The sequence below is a fragment of the Haemophilus haemolyticus genome (assembly GCF_003351405.1).
Classification (GTDB): domain Bacteria; phylum Pseudomonadota; class Gammaproteobacteria; order Enterobacterales; family Pasteurellaceae; genus Haemophilus; species Haemophilus haemolyticus_N.
In genome coordinates, this window is record NZ_CP031240.1 from 618,461 (window position 1) to 639,748 (window position 21,288).

At 38.8% G+C, this 21,288-nt stretch carries 21 protein-coding genes and 3 pseudogenes; 10 read left to right on the top strand and 14 right to left on the bottom strand.

All coding sequences use genetic code 11. The features are described from left to right. Positions 1-8 precede the first annotated feature (8 nt). The 4 genes from purT to DV427_RS03085 all read right to left on the bottom strand — a co-directional run bounded on the left by purT (position 9) and on the right by DV427_RS03085 (position 3,108). Entirely contained in the window at positions 9-1,190 is a 1,182-nt protein-coding gene (gene purT / locus DV427_RS03070; protein ID WP_114891259.1) for a formate-dependent phosphoribosylglycinamide formyltransferase, read from the bottom strand. 8 nt (positions 1,191-1,198) lie between these two features. Next, positions 1,199-1,702, bottom strand: a complete 504-nt coding sequence (luxS, locus tag DV427_RS03075) for an S-ribosylhomocysteine lyase (protein ID WP_114891260.1) — start codon at positions 1,700-1,702, stop codon at positions 1,199-1,201. Between the two features lie 330 nt (positions 1,703-2,032). Further along, the gene (locus DV427_RS03080) at positions 2,033-2,506 is read right to left on the bottom strand and encodes a YqaA family protein (protein ID WP_114891261.1); all 474 of its coding nucleotides are present in this window, start codon (positions 2,504-2,506) and stop codon (positions 2,033-2,035) included. Next, on the bottom strand, positions 2,506-3,108 hold the full coding sequence (locus DV427_RS03085; protein ID WP_114891262.1) for a beta-phosphoglucomutase family hydrolase: 603 nt from the start codon (positions 3,106-3,108) through the stop codon (positions 2,506-2,508). The genes DV427_RS03080 and DV427_RS03085 overlap by 1 nt, the downstream gene beginning before the upstream one ends. A gap of 114 nt (positions 3,109-3,222) precedes the next feature. Here DV427_RS03085 and DV427_RS03090 point away from each other — a divergent pair, with 114 nt between their 5' ends. Beyond that, on the top strand, positions 3,223-3,624 hold the full coding sequence (locus DV427_RS03090) for a PRD domain-containing protein (protein WP_046950447.1): 402 nt from the start codon (positions 3,223-3,225) through the stop codon (positions 3,622-3,624). Between the two features lie 31 nt (positions 3,625-3,655). Here DV427_RS03090 and DV427_RS03095 read toward each other — a convergent pair whose 3' ends face one another. Further along, positions 3,656-4,951 carry an NAD(P)/FAD-dependent oxidoreductase gene (locus tag DV427_RS03095; protein WP_114891263.1) on the bottom strand — a complete coding sequence of 432 codons (1,296 nt, stop codon included), beginning with the start codon at positions 4,949-4,951 and terminating at the stop codon, positions 3,656-3,658. A 141-nt stretch (positions 4,952-5,092) separates the two neighbouring features. Between DV427_RS03095 and DV427_RS03100 the strand changes: the two genes are divergently transcribed. Continuing rightward, entirely contained in the window at positions 5,093-6,145 is a 1,053-nt protein-coding gene (locus tag DV427_RS03100) for an extracellular solute-binding protein (protein WP_114891264.1), read from the top strand. A 67-nt stretch (positions 6,146-6,212) separates the two neighbouring features. Here the strand turns inward: DV427_RS03100 and DV427_RS03105 are convergent. Further along, positions 6,213-6,452: pseudogene (locus tag DV427_RS03105) on the bottom strand (IS3 family transposase); the annotation flags it as partial. Between the two features lie 199 nt (positions 6,453-6,651). After that, positions 6,652-6,888: pseudogene (locus tag DV427_RS09660) on the bottom strand (helix-turn-helix domain-containing protein); the annotation flags it as partial. 248 nt (positions 6,889-7,136) lie between these two features. Between DV427_RS09660 and DV427_RS03115 the strand changes: the two are divergent. Then, positions 7,137-8,459, top strand: a complete 1,323-nt coding sequence (locus tag DV427_RS03115) for an anaerobic C4-dicarboxylate transporter (protein WP_114891267.1) — start codon at positions 7,137-7,139, stop codon at positions 8,457-8,459. A gap of 188 nt (positions 8,460-8,647) precedes the next feature. Beyond that, positions 8,648-9,125 (top strand): annotated as a pseudogene (gene tnpA / locus DV427_RS03120) (IS200/IS605 family transposase). A 113-nt stretch (positions 9,126-9,238) separates the two neighbouring features. On the opposite strand, the gene DV427_RS03125 reads toward tnpA, so the two are convergent. From DV427_RS03125 to DV427_RS03140, 4 genes are all read right to left on the bottom strand, one after another. Then, positions 9,239-9,913 (bottom strand): phosphoglycolate phosphatase, encoded by a 675-nt coding sequence (locus DV427_RS03125; RefSeq protein ID WP_114891268.1) that lies wholly within the window; start codon positions 9,911-9,913, stop codon positions 9,239-9,241. Positions 9,914-9,958: 45 nt separating this feature from the next. Continuing rightward, on the bottom strand, positions 9,959-10,633 hold the full coding sequence (gene rpe, locus DV427_RS03130) for a ribulose-phosphate 3-epimerase (RefSeq protein ID WP_114891269.1): 675 nt from the start codon (positions 10,631-10,633) through the stop codon (positions 9,959-9,961). Positions 10,634-10,779: 146 nt separating this feature from the next. Next, a complete protein-coding gene (gene gyrB, locus DV427_RS03135; protein ID WP_114891270.1) occupies positions 10,780-13,200 on the bottom strand; it encodes a DNA topoisomerase (ATP-hydrolyzing) subunit B in 2,421 nt (806 codons plus the stop codon). Positions 13,201-13,325: 125 nt separating this feature from the next. Continuing rightward, the gene (locus DV427_RS03140; RefSeq protein ID WP_114891271.1) at positions 13,326-15,638 is read right to left on the bottom strand and encodes a Tex family protein; all 2,313 of its coding nucleotides are present in this window, start codon (positions 15,636-15,638) and stop codon (positions 13,326-13,328) included. A 107-nt stretch (positions 15,639-15,745) separates the two neighbouring features. Between DV427_RS03140 and greB the strand changes: the two genes are divergently transcribed. Next, the gene (greB, locus tag DV427_RS03145) at positions 15,746-16,222 is read left to right on the top strand and encodes a transcription elongation factor GreB (RefSeq protein WP_005630533.1); all 477 of its coding nucleotides are present in this window, start codon (positions 15,746-15,748) and stop codon (positions 16,220-16,222) included. Positions 16,223-16,291: 69 nt separating this feature from the next. On the opposite strand, the gene fabR is transcribed toward greB, so the two are convergent. After that, positions 16,292-16,909, bottom strand: coding sequence for an HTH-type transcriptional repressor FabR (fabR, locus tag DV427_RS03150; protein WP_005629669.1), 618 nt, complete (start codon positions 16,907-16,909; stop codon positions 16,292-16,294). Then, complete coding sequence (gene oxyR, locus DV427_RS03155; protein ID WP_005635648.1) at positions 16,909-17,814, bottom strand: DNA-binding transcriptional regulator OxyR; 906 nt, start codon at positions 17,812-17,814, stop codon at positions 16,909-16,911. Before oxyR ends, fabR begins: the two co-directional genes overlap by 1 nt. 122 nt (positions 17,815-17,936) lie before the next feature. On the opposite strand from oxyR, the gene pgdx reads away from it, so the two are divergent. Further along, entirely contained in the window at positions 17,937-18,662 is a 726-nt protein-coding gene (gene pgdx / locus DV427_RS03160; protein WP_114891272.1) for a hybrid peroxiredoxin PGdx, read from the top strand. Between the two features lie 91 nt (positions 18,663-18,753). Here the strand turns inward: pgdx and DV427_RS03165 are convergent, their stop codons facing one another. Further along, complete coding sequence (locus DV427_RS03165; RefSeq protein ID WP_114891273.1) at positions 18,754-18,975, bottom strand: SlyX family protein; 222 nt, start codon at positions 18,973-18,975, stop codon at positions 18,754-18,756. Between the two features lie 97 nt (positions 18,976-19,072). Here DV427_RS03165 and fkpA point away from each other — a divergent pair, with 97 nt between their 5' ends. The 4 genes from fkpA (at position 19,073) to tusC (ending at position 21,288) form a co-directional block, all read left to right on the top strand. Further along, positions 19,073-19,798 carry an FKBP-type peptidyl-prolyl cis-trans isomerase gene (gene fkpA / locus DV427_RS03170; protein ID WP_114891274.1) on the top strand — a complete coding sequence of 242 codons (726 nt, stop codon included), beginning with the start codon at positions 19,073-19,075 and terminating at the stop codon, positions 19,796-19,798. An 88-nt stretch (positions 19,799-19,886) separates the two neighbouring features. Continuing rightward, a complete protein-coding gene (locus DV427_RS03175) occupies positions 19,887-20,552 on the top strand; it encodes a helix-turn-helix transcriptional regulator (protein ID WP_114891275.1) in 666 nt (221 codons plus the stop codon). Further along, on the top strand, positions 20,552-20,932 hold the full coding sequence (gene tusD / locus DV427_RS03180) for a sulfurtransferase complex subunit TusD (protein ID WP_114891276.1): 381 nt from the start codon (positions 20,552-20,554) through the stop codon (positions 20,930-20,932). The genes DV427_RS03175 and tusD overlap by 1 nt, the downstream gene beginning before the upstream one ends. Beyond that, on the top strand, positions 20,929-21,288 hold the full coding sequence (tusC, locus tag DV427_RS03185; protein WP_114891277.1) for a sulfurtransferase complex subunit TusC: 360 nt from the start codon (positions 20,929-20,931) through the stop codon (positions 21,286-21,288). The genes tusD and tusC overlap by 4 nt, the downstream gene beginning before the upstream one ends.

A 21,288-nucleotide genomic window follows, 5' to 3' on the forward strand; every position in this document is an offset into this window, starting at 1 on the left:
TTCGATTTTTATAAACTAATTTCTAGCTGTTCATAAGCTTGTTTTACTTTTTCCAACGCTTTTTCAACGGATACATCACGCGCAAGTAAAACGCCTAAGCGTCGATGGCCATTCACTTCTCCTTTACCAAATAATCGAATATTAGTATGAGGTTGTGCCAGTACTTTTTCGATTCCACCAAATTGCACATTTTGTGATTTACCTTCAACAACAATAGCTTTAGACGCCGATGGGCTAATCAACGTAATTTCTGGGATTGGTAAACCTAAGATTGCACGAGCATGTAAAGCGAATTCAGAAAGCTCTTGAGAAATCAGCGTTACCATTCCCGTATCATGAGGACGAGGCGATACTTCATTGAAAATCACCTCGTCACCACACACAAACATCTCCACACCGAAAATACCGAATCCACCCAATGCACCGGTAACCTTCTCAGCAATCGATTGCGCTTTTGATAATGCAATATCCGACATAGCTTGAGGCTGCCAAGATTCCCGATAATCACCATCTTCTTGACGATGACCTATTGGCGCAAGGAAACTTGTACCATTGATATGGCGTACTGTCAGTAACGTGATTTCATAATCAAATTTGACAAAGCCTTCAACAATTACTCGACCTGCACCTGCACGCCCACCTTCTTGCGCGTAATCCCAAGCTTTTTGAATGTCATCTTTAGACTTTAGAATGCTTTGCCCATGTCCAGAAGAAGACATAATCGGTTTCACCACGCAAGGAATACCAATTTTTTCAACCGAACTTTGAAAGTCCGAAAAATTATCCACAAATTGGTAAGGCGAAGTTGGTAGCCCTAACTCTTCTGAAGCTAGACGACGAATCCCTTCACGATTCATCGTAAGTTGAGTGGCTTTTGCAGTCGGCACAACATTAAAGCCGGCTTGTTCTAATTCAACCAAAGTGGCAGTTGAAATGGCTTCAACTTCGGGAACTATATAGTCAGGCTTTTCTTTTTCAACAAGCGCTTTCAATGCATTACCATCTAACATAGAAATGGCGTATGCACGATGTGCTACTTGTTGTGCTGGGGCATTTTCATAGCGATCAACTGCAATAACTTCAACGCCTAAACGTTGCAATTCAATCACTACTTCTTTACCCAATTCACCAGAACCCAACATCATTACTTTGGTTGCATTAGGGGTTAATGCTGTGCCAAGTGTTGTCATGATTTCTCCTATTTTAATAACGAATCATCGAGTGCCAAATCTTCATTTTTATTCACGCCCACACCGCGTGCGATAACATTTTTTGCAATTTCGTGTGCTTCTTCCAAAGAATGTTCCGTATAAGTACCACATTGATAAATATTTAATTCAGGGATAGTTGTTTGATCTTGCACACCTAAAATATCTTGCATTGAAGCTAACCAAGCTTGTGCTACTTGCTGTTCATTTGGCCTACCAATCAAGGACATATAAAATCCCGTGCGACATCCCATCGGAGAAATATCAATAATTTCAACGCTATCGCTATTTAAATGATCACGCATAAAACCCGCAAACAAATGTTCAAGCGTATGAATACCTTTTGAAGGAAGAATTTCTTTATTTGGAATACAGAAACGTAAATCAAAAATGGTAATGTCGTCACCTTTTGGCGTGCGCATCGTTTTTGCAACACGTACCGCTGGTGCATTCATTTTGGTATGATCCACTTTAAAACTATCAAGTAATGGCATAAAGTTTTCCTTATAAATCAGTAAATTAAAAATAAATTTGAATAAATGTTCATTTTTTGCAAATTCTAATGAACTTTATGGCAAGGCTCATTGTCTTATGTAACAAGCAACTTGCAGTTGTTTTAATAAAATTGGTTCCTTAGGTTATTTGCCCCGCATTTATTGTGGGGCTTTTTTTATCCCGAATTTTCATTTAAAAAATTTTCAGAAAATTTGAACTTTCTCATAAAGTGCTAGTCTCATAGAACAAGCAACTTGCAGTTGTTTTAATAAAATTGGTTCCTTAGGTTATTTGCCCTGCATTCATTGTGGGGCTTTTTCTTGCGCATTTTATAATAAGAATGGTGCACTAAAAAACAATAACACAACATAACGAACCAGTTTTCCAAGAAAGATAAAGACGCTACTTGCTACAAAATTTAATCTTAACCAACCAGCTATAGCGCAAAATAAATCACCAACTACAGGTAGCCAGCTTAAAAGTAAAGTAATCGCCCCATAACGCTTTATCTGATTCATGGCCCATAAAGTGCGGTGATTTTTAGGATCAAATTTTGGCATCCATCGCCCAATCCCGTAAGTAGTTAAACTCCCTAATCCATTGCCAAGCGTGGCGAAAAAAACGAGTGCCAATATATCTGTACTAAATAAAGATCCCAACACTAATTTAGGTACAGCAAGAGCAACAAACACAACTTCTGAATTACCTGGTAATACTGTTGCACTCAGAAATGCACTGACAAACATAAGGCATAACGCATGAGTTTGCCAAAAATCAGCGCTAAAAAATGAAAAAATATCCATTATCTTGGCGAAATGATTTCTCGTGTACGCACATCAAACACGTCCATTCCCGCATTTAATCCCGCCTGCACGCCTAAATCAGCATCTTCAAATACAATACAACGACTTGGATTTGCTTGAATTAATTCCGCACAACGTAAAAAGGTTTCTGGATGCGGCTTATGTTCTTTTACATCATCTGCACTGACAATTGCATTAAAGTAAGGTGCGATAGCCAGTTTATCCATCAACATATCAATAATTTTACGGTGTGAGCCAGAACCTAGAGCAATCGGCTTTTTTTGATGGAAAAATTTAACAATTTCAAAGGTTGGCAATAACTTTGATTGAGTCGGAATAAGTTGATAAGACAACTCACGTTTTGCAGCCAGCACATCCTCAATTCGATCAAGTGGCATATTCGCCGCTTTCATCATTTCCCCGGCAATAGTTCGAACCGTCGCCCCACCTAAGTTATACATAATTTGGCTATCAAATTCATAGCCAAATCGCTCTCCCACCATCGTCCAAGCCTGTGCATGCACGGGCATTGTATCGATTAAAGTTCCATCCATATCAAAAATCAATCCTTCATATGGATTGAACATCTCATAATCTAACATTATTACATCCTTACAAATTTTTCACCATTTTGCTACAAAACTGTGATCTGTGCACTGTTTTATTTCAGTAAAGTGCGGTAAATTAGTGAGCAAATTTTGAACTAATAAAAAGAAATGCGGTTATTTAAGCAACTAGAACGTTGGAAAATTCGCAGGCAAATAAATCAATCTATTATTGATATGATATTTCGTTTACGAGATCGATTAGCTCATTACTGGCAAGTTGATGTGAATACGCCTCAAGTAGATTTTATGCTGCTACACATTGCTTGCAGCTTAGGTCGAATAGAACGAGGAGGTTGCGTTTCACCACTTTATCCAGAAATGCTTGAAGAAATTCAAAGTGCGGTCATTTTTCCACAAGTTTTAGCCATCCATCAAGATTTGCTCAAGTTGATGCCGTTTTCCATTCCTGAAGCAGAACAAACTTATTTTTTAGCGAACATTCATTCTTTGGTTCTTGCACAGAAGCAATTAAAACATGTGGTGATAAATAAGCCCACTTATAAAAAATGACCTAGCTTTTAAACTAGGTCATTTTGATATCTTAACGATATTTATCTAGAAATTTGTAATATTGAACACCAATCTTTGTCGCAAGATCTTTGATAATTCGACCACCATAAACAGAAGGGACTTTCAGACTTTCAAAAATAGATAAGCGTTCATCATTACCTAAAATTGCCTCGGCTACAATTCGTCCCGCAAGACCTGTCAAAGCCACACCATGACCAGAATAACCATGGGCAAAATAAATGTGAGGAGAAATACGACCGAAATGTGGCGTTGAATTTAACGTCATATCAATCGGGCCAGCCCAGCCATAATCGATTTTTACATTTTCAAGTTGCGGGAATACGCGTAACATATTTTTCCGCATAATCGCGACCATATCTTTTTCTGAGCTAGAATCACTACCAAAGAGCAAGCGATTGTCAGCACTTAAACGATAATAGTCTAATAATAAATTGTTATCGCACACTGACATGCCATTATTAATAACAGAATCAGCAACCGCTTGGCTTAGCGGCTCTGTGGCGATAATAAAACTTTCCACAGGTAATATTTTACGATTAATTCCGTGATGAATAGATTTCGGGAGAGCATCAATATAAGCATTGGTGGCTAAAATAACGTCTTGAGAAATAACCGCACTTTTAGATGTTTTAACCTCAACGCAACCATTTTTCTCAACCATATCCACTACAGGAGATTGTTCAAAAATTTGAACGCCCAGATCGACACAAGCTTTCGCTAAACCCAAGCAATAATTAAGCGGATGCAAATGCCCTGAATTGCTATCAAATAAGCCGCCCACATAAATATCACTGCCTAAGTGCTGTTTTAATTTAGCCTTATCCCAAAGTTGCATATTCTGATACCCAAAATTCTCATGACTTTCTTTTTCAATTTCAATTAAGTCATTCATTCGGCGTTCATTTAATGCCAATGTGGCATAGCCTTTTTTCCAATCGCATTGAATGCCATATTTTTCAATACGTTCATCGATAATATCAATGGCCTCTAATGACATATTCCAAAGTTTATGCGCTTTATCTTCGCCAACTTGTTTAACGTATTCATCAATGCCTTCTTCAAAGCCATTAATTGCCTGCCCACCACTACGACCAGAAGCACCAAAGCCCACTCGAGCCCCCTCTAATACAATGACTTTTTTTCCTTTCTCCGCTAGTTCTAATGCAGCAGATAAACCAAAAAATCCAGCCCCGATCACACACACATCAGCATGTTCAATTTGAGTTAACGGCGGGAATTGAAAATCTTGGTTACGAGAGTCGAAATAATAAGAGCGAACGTGTTCTTGATAGGCAAAATTAAGCATAAAAAATCTCTTAGGAAAAAATTGGCAAAATCTTACCCCGAAAGGGAAATATGTCAAACCTTTTACAAAAAAAATGCTATACTGCGCGCGCGCAAAATTTGTGCGTTTTATGATGAACGATAACCCTCGGAGGTCAATAAATTGAAAAAATTCTTTGCTCACTCACTCAAAAATCTTTTTCTTTCCACCACCGCACTTTTCGCGGCTTCCGCTTTTGCCAATAACAAACTTTACGTCTATAACTGGACAGACTATGTGCCTTCTGATTTAGTCGCACAGTTTTCTAAAGAAACAGGTATCGAGGTAATTTATTCTACCTTTGAAAGCAACGAAGAAATGTACGCGAAACTCAAACTTACTCAGAATACTGGCTCTGGCTATGATTTGGTGTTTCCATCAAGTTACTACGTAAATAAAATGATTAAGGAAAAGATGCTTCAACCGATTGATCAAAGTAAATTGACCAATATTCATCAAATCCCTAAACATTTATTAAATAAAGAATTCGACCCAGAAAATAAATATTCATTACCTTACGTTTACGGACTTACCGGTATTGAAGTTAATGCGGATGAGATTGATCCTAAAACCATCACCAGCTGGGCAGATTTATGGAAACCTGAATTTAAAGGCAAAGTTCTCATGACCAGTGATGCTCGTGAAGTGTTCCACGTAGCATTATTGCTTGATGGTAAATCGCCTAATACCACCAATGAAGAAGACATCAAAACAGCTTATGAGCGTTTAGAAAAACTTTTACCAAATGTGGCAACCTTTAACTCTGACTCGCCAGAAGTCCCTTACGTACAAGGTGAAGCTGCAATTGGTATGATTTGGAATGGTTCTGCTTATTTAGCACATAAAGAAAATCCATCTCTCCAATTTGTGTATCCAAAAGAAGGAGCAATTTTCTGGATGGATAACTATGCGATTCCAACTACAGCAAAAAATGTTGAAGGCGCTCATAAGTTCATTGACTTCTTACTTCGTCCAAAAAATGCCAAAGTTGTAGTAGAACGCATGGGCTTTTCTATGCCAAATGAAGGAGTTAAAGCATTACTCAGCCCAGAAGTTGCCAATGATCCTAAACTATTTCCACCAGCATCAGAAATAGAAAAAGGGATTATGCAAGGTGATGTTGGTGAAGCTGTCGATATTTATGAAAAATATTGGGGCAAATTAAAAACCAATTAATTTCTCAATTTAGAAAACAAAAAAGTGCAGTGAAAATTGATCTTCCCCCAAAAAGTTAAACTGTTATTTAACAACGGTATTGCATCGGACTCAGTCTTTTTAATTTTAGTTGAATCCGTCGGTGATTATAGTAATCCAAATAATCCCTGACGGAATAAACTATCTCCTCTCTACTGTTAAATTCCCGACCATAAAAACATTCTGTTTTCAATCGCCCAAGGAAACTTTCCATCGCGGCATTATCCAAGCAATTTCCTTTTTTCGACATACTTTGAATGATGCCATGTTCAACCAAGATTCGACAATAACACGTTGATAGCCACAATCAGGATGTTTAGCTTTAATGTCTTTAATCGCTGCTTTAAGGGCTTGTTTTTATCTGGCTTCATTTGAGAACTTACTACGTGCTAATCGTGCAAAACTTAATAATCATTTTAAGAGATAATGCGTTCTGAACCCTTGGATAATTTCCATTCCCTGGCTTCGTCCTGAAGTCTGAGCCTTCTCAACTCCTTTAGGTAGGCTACCTCCGCTTCAAGCTGTAAAATTCTCAGGCGTAAACGCTCTTCTTCAGTTTTGGGGGGCGGTGGCATTTTTACATATTTGGGTTTCATCGGCGGTCGTCTTGATGGTTTGCGGGGAATCAGTCCTTTTATGCCACTTTTTTCAAACTGTTTCAACCACGTCCCGACTAAGGCGTTGGAAGGAATATTGTAAAAACGCGCAGTTTCTCTAATACTCATTTTCCCATTCAAAATAGGTTGAAGAACCTGTAATTTAAATTCGATTGTGTAGTGTTTACTCATAAAAAAATCTTCACCTCAATTGTTGGTTTGTTTAGTCCAACTTTTGGGGGGCAGTTCATAAATAACCGCACTTTTGACCACAATTTATTGATCCATGTTATGGAATCGATACCTATTTGTTGCTATATTAAGCGCTGTTTTAACAAATAAAACAAAGATGTTTTTTAATTAACTTAGGGGGCAGTATGTCTGCAATGTTCTTACTACAATTTGCCATCGTATTATTGTGTATCTTTGTGGGTGCACGTGTAGGTGGTATCGGTTTAGGTGTATTTGGTGGTTTAGGCCTTGCTATTCTTTCTTTTGGCTTTGGTCTAAAACCAGCAGGTTTACCTATTGATGTTATGTTTATGATTATGGCTGTAGTGGCAGCGGCAGCGGCAATGCAAGCAGCTGGCGGTTTAGACTACATGATCAAAATCGCAACCAAAATCTTACGTCGTAATCCTAAACACATTACGTTTATCGCTCCAGCAGTAACTTGGTTATTCACTTTTTTAGCGGGTACTGGCCATGTAGCATATTCTGTATTACCAGTTATCGCTGAAGTGAGCCGTCAAAACGGTATCCGTCCAGAACGTCCAATGTCAATGGCGGTAATCGCATCACAATTTGCTATCGTAGCAAGCCCTATTGCGGCAGCTGTTGTAGCGGTCGTTGCTTATCTTGAACCTCAAGGCATTCATCTTGGCGACGTATTAATAGTGACTATTCCTTCAACCATCTTAGGTATTTTTATTGCTTGTTTATTTGTAAACAAAATGGGTAAAGAATTAAAAGATGATCCGGAATATCAACGTCGTTTAAATGATCCAAAATATGCAGATACTTTTGCTTCTACCACTTCAGTCAAAGAAGTAGAAGTGAGCAAGACAGCTAAAATTTCTGTTTCTTTATTCTTATTTGGTTCATTACTTGTTGTAATCATGGGTGCGGTTCCATCTTTACGTCCAGTATTTGATGGTAAACCAATGGGTATGGCACACACTATCGAAATCATTATGTTAGCGATTGGTGCGTTAATCATCTTAACTTGTAAACCAGATGGCACTGAAATCACTAAAGGATCTGTGTTCCACGCAGGTATGCGTGCAGTAATCGCAATCTTCGGTATTGCATGGTTAGGCGACACATTGATGCAAGCGCACATGACTGAAGTGAAAGAAATGGTGAAAGGCTTAGTTGAAACTGCACCATGGGCATTTGCTTTCGCGCTATTTGTACTTTCAGTATTAGTAAACAGCCAAGGCGCAACAGTAGCGACATTGTTCCCACTTGGTATCGCATTAGGTATACCAGCACCTGTATTAATCGGTGTATTTGTGGCAGTAAATGGTTACTTCTTTATCCCTAACTACGGCCCAATCATTGCGTCTCTTGACTTCGATACCACGGGTACAACCAAAATCGGTAAATACATTTTAAACCACAGCTTTATGCTTCCTGGTTTATTGAGCATGCTTTTCTGCTTATTAATCGGTTTAGGTCTTTCTCACGTTATTCTTTAAAATGTGATTCGATAACAAAGAACGGTGCTGAAATAGCACCGTTTTTTATTTATAGCCAGACAAATCCTGGCTATAAAAACCATACACTATGTGTATAGAACCAAATAGCTTAAGCGATGAACAGAAAAAATCCTCGCTATATAATAAACAAGGCTGACAACCAAAATTCAACATATAGGAGGATTATCATGGTAAGTAAAACCAGTGACGATTCAAGTCTATCACACACAAAATGGAACGGTAAGTATCACATTGTATTTATCCCTAGGTACAGAAGAAAAGCAATTTATGGAAAGTTAAGAGCAGATATAGGTCAAATATTGAGGCAGTCATGTGACTATAAAAATGTGGAGATAATAGAAGCGCATGCAATGCCAGACCATATCCATATGCTCTTAAAAACCCCCACCTAAAATATCAGTATCAAGTTTTATGGGCTATCTGAAGGGGAAGTCAGCGCTGATGATTTTTGAAAGACACGCGAACTTAAAATATAGATATGGAAATAGGTATTTCTGGGCGAAAAGATTTTTTGTAAGTACAGTAGGGTTAAATACAAAAGTGGTAGAGGATTATATAAGAAACCAAGAAAAAGAAGATATGGTTCAAGATAATTTATCAACGAAAGAACATGTTGACCCCTTTAAGGGGGAAACAAGGAAATAATTAGCTGTGGTTGTCAGTTCTCACAAGCCCCTTGAGGGGCTTGTGAAGTATAGGCTCTGATTGTGTAGCCTACAAACCGCACGTAAAACGTGCGGTTTGTTATTATAGGAAACTTAAAGAATCGTTAAGAGCTGGGCAAAATCATCAAACACCCAATCTGGATTAGATTCGCTGATAGGGATATTGTAATTGTAGCCGTAAGTTAAACCAACAACCGCACAGCCTGCAGCATGGCCTGCAATAATATCATTTTTAGAATCGCCCACGAAAAGCACTTGGCGTGGTTCAAAACCAAATTTTCCGCATAAATAATAAAGCGGACCTGGATGTGGTTTAATGGCAGGTAAAGATTGCCCACCCAACATTTCACTAAATAAATGATCAATTCCAAACGCTGCCAATACTGGTTGAACATGTCTTGTGGGTTTATTGGTAACAACTGCTAAGACATAGCCTTTTTCTTTCAAAGTTTCTAATGTTTCTTTTACATTCGGATACAGGCGACTGACATTACATAAATTCTCGCCATAATAAAAATTAAAACGTTCTGTTACTTGCTTAACCTCTGTTTCAGTTAACTTTTTTCCTGTTTGTTTTTGCGCCCAATCTAACGCACGGGCAATTAATACAGGCGCACCATTACCGATCCAAGTTAACACTAATTCTTCTGGCGCTTTCGGTAAATAAAATTCAGCCAAGGCAGAATTTACGGATAGCGCTAAATCAGGTAGGCTATTTACCAAGGTGCCATCTAAATCAAAGCCAATAAGTTTAAATTGTGTATTCATTGTTTTTCTCTGTTCTATTGCAATCGCATTTCATTAAAACGACGGTTATGCGCTCACACTCGCGAGCTGTGTACGCATTAGATCAATAACTTGTTTATAATCTGGCTTACCAAAAATTGCGGAACCTGCTACGAACATATCAGCACCCGCTGCAGCAATTTCTGCGATGTTATCAACCTTCACGCCGCCATCTACTTCAAGACGAATGTCATAACCACTTTCATCAATGATCTTACGAGCCTGTTGTAATTTCTTCAATGTTGCTGGAATAAAAGATTGTCCGCCAAATCCAGGATTCACTGACATTAATAAAACCACATCCACTTTATCCAAAACGTAATCTAAATAGCTCAACGGCGTCGCAGGATTAAAAACTAATCCAGATTTACAACCACAATCACGAATAAGCTGCAAAGAGCGGTCAATATGTTCGCTAGATTCTGGGTGGAAAGTGATATAGTTCGCACTTGCTTTAGCAAAATCGGGAATAATACGATCTACGGGTTTTACCATTAAATGCACATCTATCGGTGCGGTAATGCCATAATCACGTAAAGCTTGACATACCGCAGGCCCAAAAGTGAGATTAGGTACATAATGATTATCCATTACATCAAAATGAATAACATCCGCACCCGCATTAAGTACGTTTTGTACATCATCACCAAGACGAGCGAGATCGGCAGAAAGAATTGAAGGGGCGATAAGATAAGGTTTCATAAAGGTTCTCCGTTGAGAAAATGAGTGCATTTAGTTTACTCACTTAAGTTCAAAAAACCAATAGTAATCCTTATATGAAATAATAAGATAAACAAAGAAAGGGCACTTGAGTGCCCTTTCAGTTATTAATATAAATAGACAAAAATTTACACGTCCAGATTTGCTCTTAACGCATTCAACTCAATGAACTCGCGACGAGGCTCAACTTCATCGCCCATTAAGGTCGTGAAGAGTTGATCCGCTGCCACGGCATCCTTAATAGAAACTTTCAACATACGACGTGAATTTGGATCCATTGTTGTTTCCCAAAGTTGATCTGCGTTCATTTCACCAAGTCCTTTATAACGTTGTACTTCAAGGCCTTTACGAGATTCTTTTACTAGCCATTCAACGGCTTGTTCAAAGCTGCGCACTGGTTGTACTTTTTCACCACGAGTGACATAAGCGCCTTCTTCTAATAAACCATTGAGTTGTTTATTAAGAGAAACAATTTTCGCGTATTCATTGCCGTGAACAAAATCAAAATTCAAGAAATAATCGGTATCAATACCGTGTTTACGAACCGTAATCACCGCTTCATACACTTGGCGTTCCGCGTTAAATTGTGTACGTACTGAATATTGATGTGCTTCTGTTTCTTTTGCAGTCAGTTGTTCAACAAAAGATTTACCCCAATTTTCAACCGCACTTTCGTCTTTCATCATTTCAACAGAAATTGGCGACTGATAAATTAATCCTTGCAATACCGGGGCTGGATAATGGCGGCTTAAACGACCGATAAGTTTTTGTACGCTGTTATATTCTGCCACCAATTTTTCAAATACAAGGGCATTCATTGCCGGTGCATTTGCGCTAATATGTAATTCTGTGCCATCTAAAGCAAGCGTTAATTCATATTGCTCCATTTCATCCGCATCTTTAATGTAGCGTTCTTGTTTTCCTTTTTTCACTTTGTAAAGTGGTGGCTGAGCAATGTAAACATAACCACGCTCAATAAGCTCAGGCATTTGACGATAGAAGAATGTTAAAAGCAACGTACGAATGTGAGAACCATCCACATCAGCATCGGTCATGATAATGATATGATGATAGCGTAATTTATCTGGGTTATACTCATCACGCCCAATACCGCAACCTAAGGCAGTAATCAATGTTCCCACTTCTTGGGAAGACAACATTTTGTCGAAACGTGCTTTTTCTACGTTTAAGATTTTACCTTTCAATGGCAAAATTGCTTGAGTTTTACGATCACGACCAACTTTTGCAGAACCACCCGCAGAGTCCCCCTCCACCAAGTAAAGTTCAGAAAGTGCAGGATCTTTTTCTTGGCAGTCTGCAAGTTTACCCGGTAAACCTGCAATATCTAATGCCCCTTTACGGCGCGTCATTTCACGAGCTTTGCGTGCTGCTTCGCGCGCACGAGCAGCCATAATAATTTGGTTTACAATGATTTTTGCATCTGCAGGATTTTCCAATAAATATTCCTGCATTTTTTCATTCATCGCAGATTCCACCGCACTTTTAACTTCTGAAGACACGAGTTTGTCTTTAGTTTGCGATGAGAATTTTGGATCAGGCACTTTAACTGAAATAATCGCCACTAAACCTTCACGCGCATCATCGCCTGAAGTCGCTACTTTTTCTTTTTTCAGCATACCCTCATTTTCCATGTAGCTGTTTAAGCTACGGGTTAAAGCCCCACGGAAACCTGCTAGGTGAGTACCACCATCACGTTGAGGAATATTGTTAGTAAAGCAATACACATTTTCATTTACACCATCATTCCACTGCAAGGCAACTTCTACGCCGATACCATCTTTCTCAGCTGTAAAATAAAATGGCTTCGGATGAATTGGGTTTTTATTTTTGTTCAAATATTCAACAAATGCTTGAATACCGCCTTTGTAATGGAAATGATCTTCAGCGCCATCACGTTTATCAATTAAACGAATAGATACGCCTGAGTTCAAGAAAGAAAGCTCACGTAAGCGTTTTGCTAAGATTTTGTAATCAAAGGTTGTGATAGCAAAAATATCTGAGCTTGGCCAGAAACGAACCGTTGTCCCCGTTGCCTCTGTGTCACCAATCACTGTTAATGGCGCTTGTGGCTCACCTAAATGATAGAATTGCTCATGAACGTGACCTTGACGACGAATGGTTAACTGTAATTTATCAGAAAGCGCATTCACCACTGATACACCCACACCGTGTAAACCGCCCGATACTTTATAAGAGTTATCATCAAATTTACCGCCAGCGTGAAGCACGGTCATGATAACTTCTGCTGCAGAAACGCCTTCTTCAGGGTGAATATCCACCGGAATACCACGTCCATCATCTTGCACCGATACTGAATTATCATCATGAATTGTCACGATAATATCGGAACAATGGCCAGCGAGGGCTTCATCAATGGCATTATCCACCACTTCAAATACCATATGGTGCAAACCAGTACCGTCATCGGTATCACCGATATACATACCAGGACGTTTACGCACCGCATCAAGGCCTTTTAATACTTTAATGCTCGATGCACCATAGTTATCATTGGTCGTTTCTGACATAATTTATCTCATTCTTTTGTAAATAAAAATTAGGCGAGATTATAGCAAAAAATCGCCGTTTTGGCGATGCTTTTCGGGAAAGGAAAGATATAAAAAAAGGGCGAGTAATTTCGCCCTATAACTTATTATTTTTTCCAATTTTTTAGCGCATCAGCAAAGGCATTGCCCATCGCATTATTACCTCTTGAACTACGCTCCTCTCGCTGTGTATTTCCACGAGGTCTTGCAGATAAAGTATGGTCAGATTTGCCGTCATTTTTGACCGCACTTTCATCTAATCGCATCGTCAACGCAATACGTTTACGCGGCACATCTACTTCCAACACTTTCACTTTCACGATATCGCCAGTTTTCACCACTTGATGTGGATCTTCCACGAATTTATCACTTAATGATGAAATATGCACTAAACCGTCTTGGTGAACGCCAATATCCACAAATGCACCGAAATTAGTCACATTGGTGACAGTACCTTCTAAAATCATACCTGGTTTTAAATCAGTTATTTCTTCTACGCCTTCTGCGAATACGGCAGTTTTAAATTCACCACGCGGATCGCGGCCTGGTTTTTCCAATTCTTTGAAAATATCTTGAACGGTCGGTAAACCAAATTGCTCATCAATAAATTGTTTTGCATCAAGCTGACGTACCACACCTGCATTACCCATTAAATCTTGAATAGATTGCGCGGTGGCTTGCAAGATTTTTTCGACTACAGGATAAGCTTCTGGATGAACACCTGAAGCATCAAGTGGATTTTTCCCGCCTGCAATACGCATAAAGCCCGCACATTGCTCAAAAGCTTTTGGCCCTAAACGAGGCACTTTTTTCAATTCGCTACGACTTTCAAAACGACCATTTTCATCGCGATATTCCACAATGTTTTGTGCTAAGGTTTTCGTCATCCCTGCCACGCGAGCGAGTAATGGCGCGGATGCCGTATTTAAATCCACACCCACTGCGTTTACACAGTCTTCCACCACCGCATCAAGTTTACGCGCAAGTTGGGTTTGGTTTACATCATGTTGATATTGCCCAACACCAATGGCTTTCGGTTCGATTTTCACTAATTCTGCTAATGGATCTTGTAAACGACGAGCAATAGACACCGCACCACGTAAAGACACATCTAAGTTCGGGAATTCATTTGCGGCAAATTCAGAAGCAGAATAAACGGATGCGCCCGCTTCACTCACTACAACAGTTTGCGGTTTATTTTCTTTGATTTCTTTAATCACTTCTTTCGCAAAACGTTCTGTTTCACGAGAAGCCGTACCATTACCAATGGCAATTAATTCCACGTTATGTTTTCGGATTAAGCTGAAAATCGCCACTTGTGCTTCAGCTTCACGGCCTGTGTGTGGATAAATAGTTGTGGTATCTAATAATTTACCTGTGTTATCCACCACCGCGACTTTCACTCCCGTACGTAATCCCGGGTCCAAGCCCATGGTGCTCTTCGCGCCAGCGGGTGCTGCCATTAAAAGTGCGGTCAAATTTCGAGCGAAAACATCAATAGCCTCTTCTTCCGCTTTTTCACGTAAACTTGCCATTAATTCCGTTTCTAAATGCAACGAAACTTTGATTTTCCATGTCCATGAAATCACTTGCTCACGCCATTTATCTGCAGGCTGACCTGTAAAACGTACATCTAAATAATCACGAATAATTTCTTCACAATAACTTTGGCGACTTCCCTCTTCCGCATCAGGATCAGCATTTAAGCTTAATTGTAAAATGCCTTCATTACGTCCACGGAACATCGCTAATGCACGGTGAGAAGGCACATTTTTCAGTAATTCTTGATGCTCAAAATAATCTTGGAATTTTGCCCCTTCTGTTTCTTTGCCTTCGATCACTTTCGATACGATAACGGCATTTTTTGCTAAATAATCACGGACTTTCGCTAATAAGCCCGCATCTTCAGCAAAACGTTCCATTAAAATATAGCGTGCACCGTCTAACGCAGCTTTGCTATCAGCTACGCCTTTTTCAGCATCAACAAAGGAAAGTGCGGTTGATTCTGGATCATTTTTTGGCTCGTTCCAAAGTAAATCAGCCAATGGTTCAAGACCTGCTTCAATCGCAATTTGCCCTTTAGTACGACGTTTCGGTTTGTACGGCAAATATAAATCTTCTAATTCGGTTTTGCTTTGTGTCGCATAGATTTTGTCACGCAATTCATCGGTCAATTTCCCTTGCTCTTCAATAGATTTCAAGATGGTTTGACGACGTTCTTCTAATTCACGTAAATAAATTAAACGGGTTTCAAAATGACGAAGCTGGGTGTCATCTAAGCCACCAGTGGCTTCTTTACGATAGCGCGCAATAAATGGAATGGTGTTACCATCATCTAATAATTGAATAGCAGCAAGAATTTGTTGGGGTTGAACGGTTAATTCTGCCGCAATAATTTGGCTAATTTGTTGATTTAACATTGTCATACTTCTTTGTTATGAAAGGATTCGAGAAAAAACGAGGATAGAATACTGGTTTTAGGCTGTTGGCTCAAATATAATTCGAAAAACTTTCTTTTATTTTTATTATGGCAAAATCAAATTATATTACCCGTCAAGGCTGGAATGAGCTTGACCAAGAACTCAAGTTTTTGTGGAAAGAAGAACGCCCAAAAGTCACTCAAGCAGTCTCAGATGCAGCCGCACTAGGCGATCGTAGCGAAAATGCCGAATATATTTATGGTAAACGTCGCTTACGTGAAATTGATCGTCGTGTACGTTTTTTAACCAAAAGATTGGAAGTGCTACAAATTGTCGATTATAACCCAAAGCAAGAGGGAAAAGTTTTCTTCGGGGCATGGGTAGAATTGGAAAATGAAGATGGTGAAATCAAGCAATATCGTATCGTCGGTTGCGATGAATTTGCTCCTGCGAAAAATTGGATATCCATTGATTCCCCAGTTGCTCGAGCTTTAATCGGAAAAACATTAGACGACGAAGTACGGGTAGAAACACCCTCAGGTTTTATCACACTTTATGTGAATAAAATTTGGTATGAAAAATAACTTGGAAGAATAAAAGATAGTGAATATCTAAGCACAAAGAGAAAACTAATAGGCTAGATATAAACTATCTTACTTGCCTCTTTCCTTATTCGCTGCAAAATCAGCGCCTTTTGCAAGCATTCTCAACTGCAAAATCACACGCGCTTTAAGTTGCTCACGTTCAGCTTTACTCATATCTAAAGCATTAGCCCCTGCAGTGAATACGATTGTTACGATACCTTCCGCTTGAACATAAGCAACATATTGCGAATATTGATGTTTGTAGGAAATATATTCTGCTAACTCATCAACAAAATGCTTAATTTCACGTGCTGCCGCAGTACGAAAAGCTTGAGAAGTGCCCGAGCTTTCGCGTAATAGCAAGCGGAAAACGTTCGTACTGTTAGTGATGAATTCAAAAAATGTATCCACAGAAACAGAAATAACGCTACCGCCAGCATCAATACGTTTACGCGCTTGACGCATTAATTGGCGCAACATCAAACCTGCTTCATCCACCATTTCTAAGCCGAGTTCATCCATATCGCTAAAATGACGATAGAAAGATGTAGGCGCAATTCCAGCCTCGCGCGCAACCTCTCGCAAACTCAAATTAGAAAAACTTTTTTCTGCACTCAGTTGATTAAATGCCGCATCCACTAAAGCGCGACGAGTCTTTTCTTTTTGAACAGCACGAACACCAGCCATTATTTCAACCCACCTAGAATAGATTTAACTTCATCGCTGACCGCACTTGCCACACGCTCATAACGATTACGTAATGGTGAACCAGGACGATAAACCAACGCAATGGTGCGTGATGGCTCAGGCGAATAACAAGGAATATATTTCACACCTTTGCGCGTACCTTCATTCAGTACCGCCAATTCAGGCATAAAAGTTATGCCAGCATTTGCTGCCACCATATTGCGCAAAGTTTCAAGGCTAGTCGCTTGGAAATGGGAGTTTTCTTTTGCGCCAGCAGTGAAGCAATAATCCAACGCTTGATTACGCAAACAATGACCATCATCAAGCATTAACATTTCTTGACCATTTAATTGGTTCATTGGAAGTTTACTTTCTTGAGCCCAAGGATGATGCTCAGATACGGCAAGTAACATTTTCTCGTTGAAAATAGGTACTTCAATAAAAGCCTCAGTTTCAGGAACAGTGGCAACGATGGCACAATCTAAGCGCCCCGTTTCCAATTGTTCTAATAATTGATGCGTTTGCGCTTCATAAAGAAAAACTTCTAAATCAGGGAATGCCGCTTTTAGCGTTGGCACAATATAAGGGAGCAAATAAGGACCAACTGTTGGGATTAAACCGATGTGTAATGGTCCTGTCATTTCTTTACCTTGATTGCTCGCCATTTCTTTCAATAATTTTACTTCTCGAAGAACTGTGCGAGCCTGATCAACCAATAGCATTCCAGATTGAGTAAACAACACTTTACGACTAGTGCGCTCTAACAAGATAATACCGAGCTCATCTTCTAATTTACGAATTTGACCACTTAATGTTGGTTGGCTCACATTACAAGAATCGGCAGCACGGCGGAAATGTTTATATTCAGATAAGGCAACAAGATATTCTAGATCACGGATATTCATGAGATTTTCCCTATAGAAAAATTCAATTAAAAGAATAGAATTAATTGATTATGACTATATCATAATTTTCCCTATAATACAGCGCATAAAATTTAAATTAACAACCAATAGGAGAAAAAACAATGTCTAGTATGGAAGGAAAAAAAGTCCCTCAAGTGACATTCCGCACTCGTCAGGGTGATAAATGGGTTGATGTAACTACCTCTGAATTATTTGATAACAAAACAGTGATCGTGTTCTCATTACCGGGCGCATTCACTCCAACTTGCTCATCATCACACTTACCACGTTACAACGAATTAGCGCCAGTATTCAAAAAATACGGTGTAGACGATATTCTCGTTGTATCTGTAAATGATACTTTCGTAATGAACGCATGGAAAGAAGATGAAAAATCTGAAAACATCACTTTCATTCCAGATGGTAATGGTGAATTTACCGAAGGTATGGGTATGTTAGTTGGTAAAGAAGACTTAGGTTTCGGTAAACGTTCATGGCGTTATTCTATGCTTGTGAAGAACGGTGTAGTTGAAAAAATGTTTGTTGAACCAAACGAACCAGGCGATCCGTTCAAAGTATCAGATGCTGACACTATGTTGAAATACCTTGCGCCACAACATCAAGTGCAAGAGTCTATTTCAATCTTCACAAAACCTGGCTGTCCTTTCTGTGCAAAAGCAAAACAACTTTTACACGATAAAGGCTTAAGCTTCGAAGAAATCGTATTAGGTCACGATGCAACAATCGTGAGCGTACGTGCAGTTTCAGGTCTTACTACTGTTCCACAAGTGTTTATCGGTGGTAAACACATTGGCGGTAGCGACGATTTGGAAAAATACTTTGCATAAGCAGGCAAGTATTTAGCTGATTATTATTTGGGAATGTAATTTAAAGGGCGCATTAAGCGCCCTTTTCATTTATACAAATTTATTGCAAAAATTAATAATGAGGCGGTGGTATTTCTTCAGATTGGCTTGCAATGTTAGAGGGTTGAAAATCTTTTAATTTATTTGCCATATAACGCAATTGGACTTGCATTTTATCAATATCAAATTGCTGTTGAACTAAAGCGTGATTTAATTCATCTAATAACTGTTCCTGAAATGCAATTTTCGTTTCAAGTTCTTCGATGCGATTTTCTAACATTTGTTGAATTTGCATAAATTTTCTCTAAATTCTAAAAAAAAGTTGAGAATAGATAGAAAGACATTTAATCTATTCCTCGTATTATTCCATTCATTATAAAGGATTAACTCATATGTTAAAAATTCAAAAATTATCTATCGCAGCATTAATGGTAAGTGCGGTGATTTCTGGCCAAGTTTCTGCAGAAGATAGCGCATTCGATGAGAAAGCGGCATCTTATGCCGTAGGTACGCTCATGGGCGGTCAAATGAAAGATCTTGTAGATTCACACAAAGAAGTCATCAAATATGATAATGCTCGTATTTTAGATGGTTTAAAAGATGCCTTAGAAGGTAAAGTGGATGTTCGTAAAGATGAAAAAATCCAAAAAACCTTAGAATCTATTGAAGCAAAATTAATGGCTGCATCAAAAGCAAAAGCAGAATCAATTGCTAAACAAGCAAAAGAAGAAGGTGATAAATTCCGTGCTGAATTTGCTAAAGGTAAAGATGTAAAAACTACGCAATCTGGTTTAATGTACAAAATTGAAAACGCAGGTAAAGGCGATGCAATCAAAGCAACAGATACAGTTAAAGTACATTACACGGGTAAATTACCAAATGGAAAAGTGTTTGATAGCTCCGTAGAGCGCGGTCAACCTGTAGAATTCCAACTTAATCAAGTAATTAAAGGCTGGACTGAAGGTCTTCAATTAGTGAAAAAAGGCGGAAAAATTCAATTAGTCATTGCTCCTGAATTAGGCTATGGCGAACAAGGTGCTGGCGCATCTATTCCACCAAATTCAACATTAATTTTTGATGTGGAAGTATTAGACGTCAATCCAAAAGCCGCAAAATAATTAATGAGTTTAATAGCGCGCGTTCTTTAACGCGTGCTTTTTATTATAAAAACGAGCGGAATTTTTACCACACTTTTAACCTAACACCATGACTTTAAACGAAAAACATCCTTTCACCGACGAAGATCGCACTATCATAAACTCCTACAAAGCGGTCGTTGATGGTGTCAGCGCACTGATTGGCGAACATTGTGAAATCGTGCTCCATTCTCTAGAAGATATTGAACATTCTGCTATTTGTATTGCTAACGGACATAACACTAATCGACAAGTTGGTTCACCAATCACCGATCTTGCCTTACGTTCGCTACGAAATATGCAAAGTGAAAGTGTTTCAAAGCCTTATTTTACACGAGCAAAAGGCAGCGTACTGATGAAATCAGTCACTATTGCCATTCGTAATAAAACTCAGCGTATTATTGGTTTGCTTTGTATCAATATTAATTTAGATGTACCCGTATCTCAATTTTTACAATGCTTTATGCCAATGGAGCATACAAATGAAACATCTTCAGTGAACTTTGCGAGTTCTGTGGAAGACTTGGTTGCGCAGACTATTGAAAAAACAATAGAAGAAGTCAATGCGGATCGCTCTGTTGCCAATAATACTAAAAACCGACAAATCGTCCTTTCTCTTTACGAAAAAGGTATTTTTGATATTAAAGATGCGATTAATTTAGTCGCAGAACGTTTAGATATTTCCCGACATACGGTTTACCTGTACATCCGCCAAATCAAACAAGAGCAAGAATAATGCGCTATGTTATCGCCGTCAAAAGCCCTGTTTACGGAAAACAAGGGGCGTTTTTAGCTTATCAATTTGCAGAAGCCTTAATCAAAAAAGGACACGAAATCTCACAGATTTTTTTCTTTCAAGATGGAGTGAGTAACGGAAATGCATTAGTGTATCCAGCTAATGATGAAGTTAATTTACAAAAACATTGGCAAATGTTTTCCATCACCCACAATGTTCCTTTGCATTTATGTGTTGCAGCATCTCAACGACGAGGTGTTGTTGATAACTTAACAACATCAACCACAGATCACTACAATCTTGCAGAGGGATTTACGATTGCAGGCCTTGGTGAATTTATGGCAGCAAGTTTAAAAGCAGATCGAGTAATAACCCTATGAAGATAGCCTTTTTATTTCGCACATCTCCACATGGCACATCCATTTCACGAGAAGGCTTAGATGCAATTCTTGCCGCAACAGCTTTTTGTGAGCCAGATGACATTGGCGTATTTTTTATAGATGATGGTGTACTAAATCTTATTAATCATCAACAACCTGAACTCATTCAACAGAAAGACTTCATTAGAACCTTTAAATTATTAGATTTATATGATGTAGAACAACGCTTTATCTGCACGGAATCTTTACAGAAATTTAAGCTAGAGGATAAGCAACTCATCCTATCTTGTGAAAAAATTGACCGCTCTTTATTGATAGAAAATCTTAGTCAAGCAGAAAAATTGTTTACTTTCTAA

Coding starts and splice junctions, on each gene's coding strand:
- gyrB (WP_114891270.1), bottom strand. CDS start 13,200: ATGTCAGAAACGACCAATGATAACTATGGTGCATCGAGCATTAAAGTA.
- DV427_RS03115 (WP_114891267.1), top strand. CDS start 7,137: ATGTCTGCAATGTTCTTACTACAATTTGCCATCGTATTATTGTGTATC.
- DV427_RS03140 (WP_114891271.1), bottom strand. CDS start 15,638: ATGTTAAATCAACAAATTAGCCAAATTATTGCGGCAGAATTAACCGTT.
- DV427_RS03085 (WP_114891262.1), bottom strand. CDS start 3,108: ATGTTAGATTATGAGATGTTCAATCCATATGAAGGATTGATTTTTGAT.
- tusD (WP_114891276.1), top strand. CDS start 20,552: ATGCGCTATGTTATCGCCGTCAAAAGCCCTGTTTACGGAAAACAAGGG.
- oxyR (WP_005635648.1), bottom strand. CDS start 17,814: ATGAATATCCGTGATCTAGAATATCTTGTTGCCTTATCTGAATATAAA.
- rpe (WP_114891269.1), bottom strand. CDS start 10,633: ATGAAACCTTATCTTATCGCCCCTTCAATTCTTTCTGCCGATCTCGCT.
- luxS (WP_114891260.1), bottom strand. CDS start 1,702: ATGCCATTACTTGATAGTTTTAAAGTGGATCATACCAAAATGAATGCA.
- DV427_RS03095 (WP_114891263.1), bottom strand. CDS start 4,951: ATGCTTAATTTTGCCTATCAAGAACACGTTCGCTCTTATTATTTCGAC.
- DV427_RS03165 (WP_114891273.1), bottom strand. CDS start 18,975: ATGCAAATTCAACAAATGTTAGAAAATCGCATCGAAGAACTTGAAACG.
- tusC (WP_114891277.1), top strand. CDS start 20,929: ATGAAGATAGCCTTTTTATTTCGCACATCTCCACATGGCACATCCATT.
- fabR (WP_005629669.1), bottom strand. CDS start 16,909: ATGGCTGGTGTTCGTGCTGTTCAAAAAGAAAAGACTCGTCGCGCTTTA.
- DV427_RS03125 (WP_114891268.1), bottom strand. CDS start 9,913: ATGAATACACAATTTAAACTTATTGGCTTTGATTTAGATGGCACCTTG.
- DV427_RS03090 (WP_046950447.1), top strand. CDS start 3,223: ATGCGGTTATTTAAGCAACTAGAACGTTGGAAAATTCGCAGGCAAATA.
- DV427_RS03175 (WP_114891275.1), top strand. CDS start 19,887: ATGACTTTAAACGAAAAACATCCTTTCACCGACGAAGATCGCACTATC.
- DV427_RS03080 (WP_114891261.1), bottom strand. CDS start 2,506: ATGGATATTTTTTCATTTTTTAGCGCTGATTTTTGGCAAACTCATGCG.
- fkpA (WP_114891274.1), top strand. CDS start 19,073: ATGTTAAAAATTCAAAAATTATCTATCGCAGCATTAATGGTAAGTGCG.
- purT (WP_114891259.1), bottom strand. CDS start 1,190: ATGACAACACTTGGCACAGCATTAACCCCTAATGCAACCAAAGTAATG.
- pgdx (WP_114891272.1), top strand. CDS start 17,937: ATGTCTAGTATGGAAGGAAAAAAAGTCCCTCAAGTGACATTCCGCACT.
- greB (WP_005630533.1), top strand. CDS start 15,746: ATGGCAAAATCAAATTATATTACCCGTCAAGGCTGGAATGAGCTTGAC.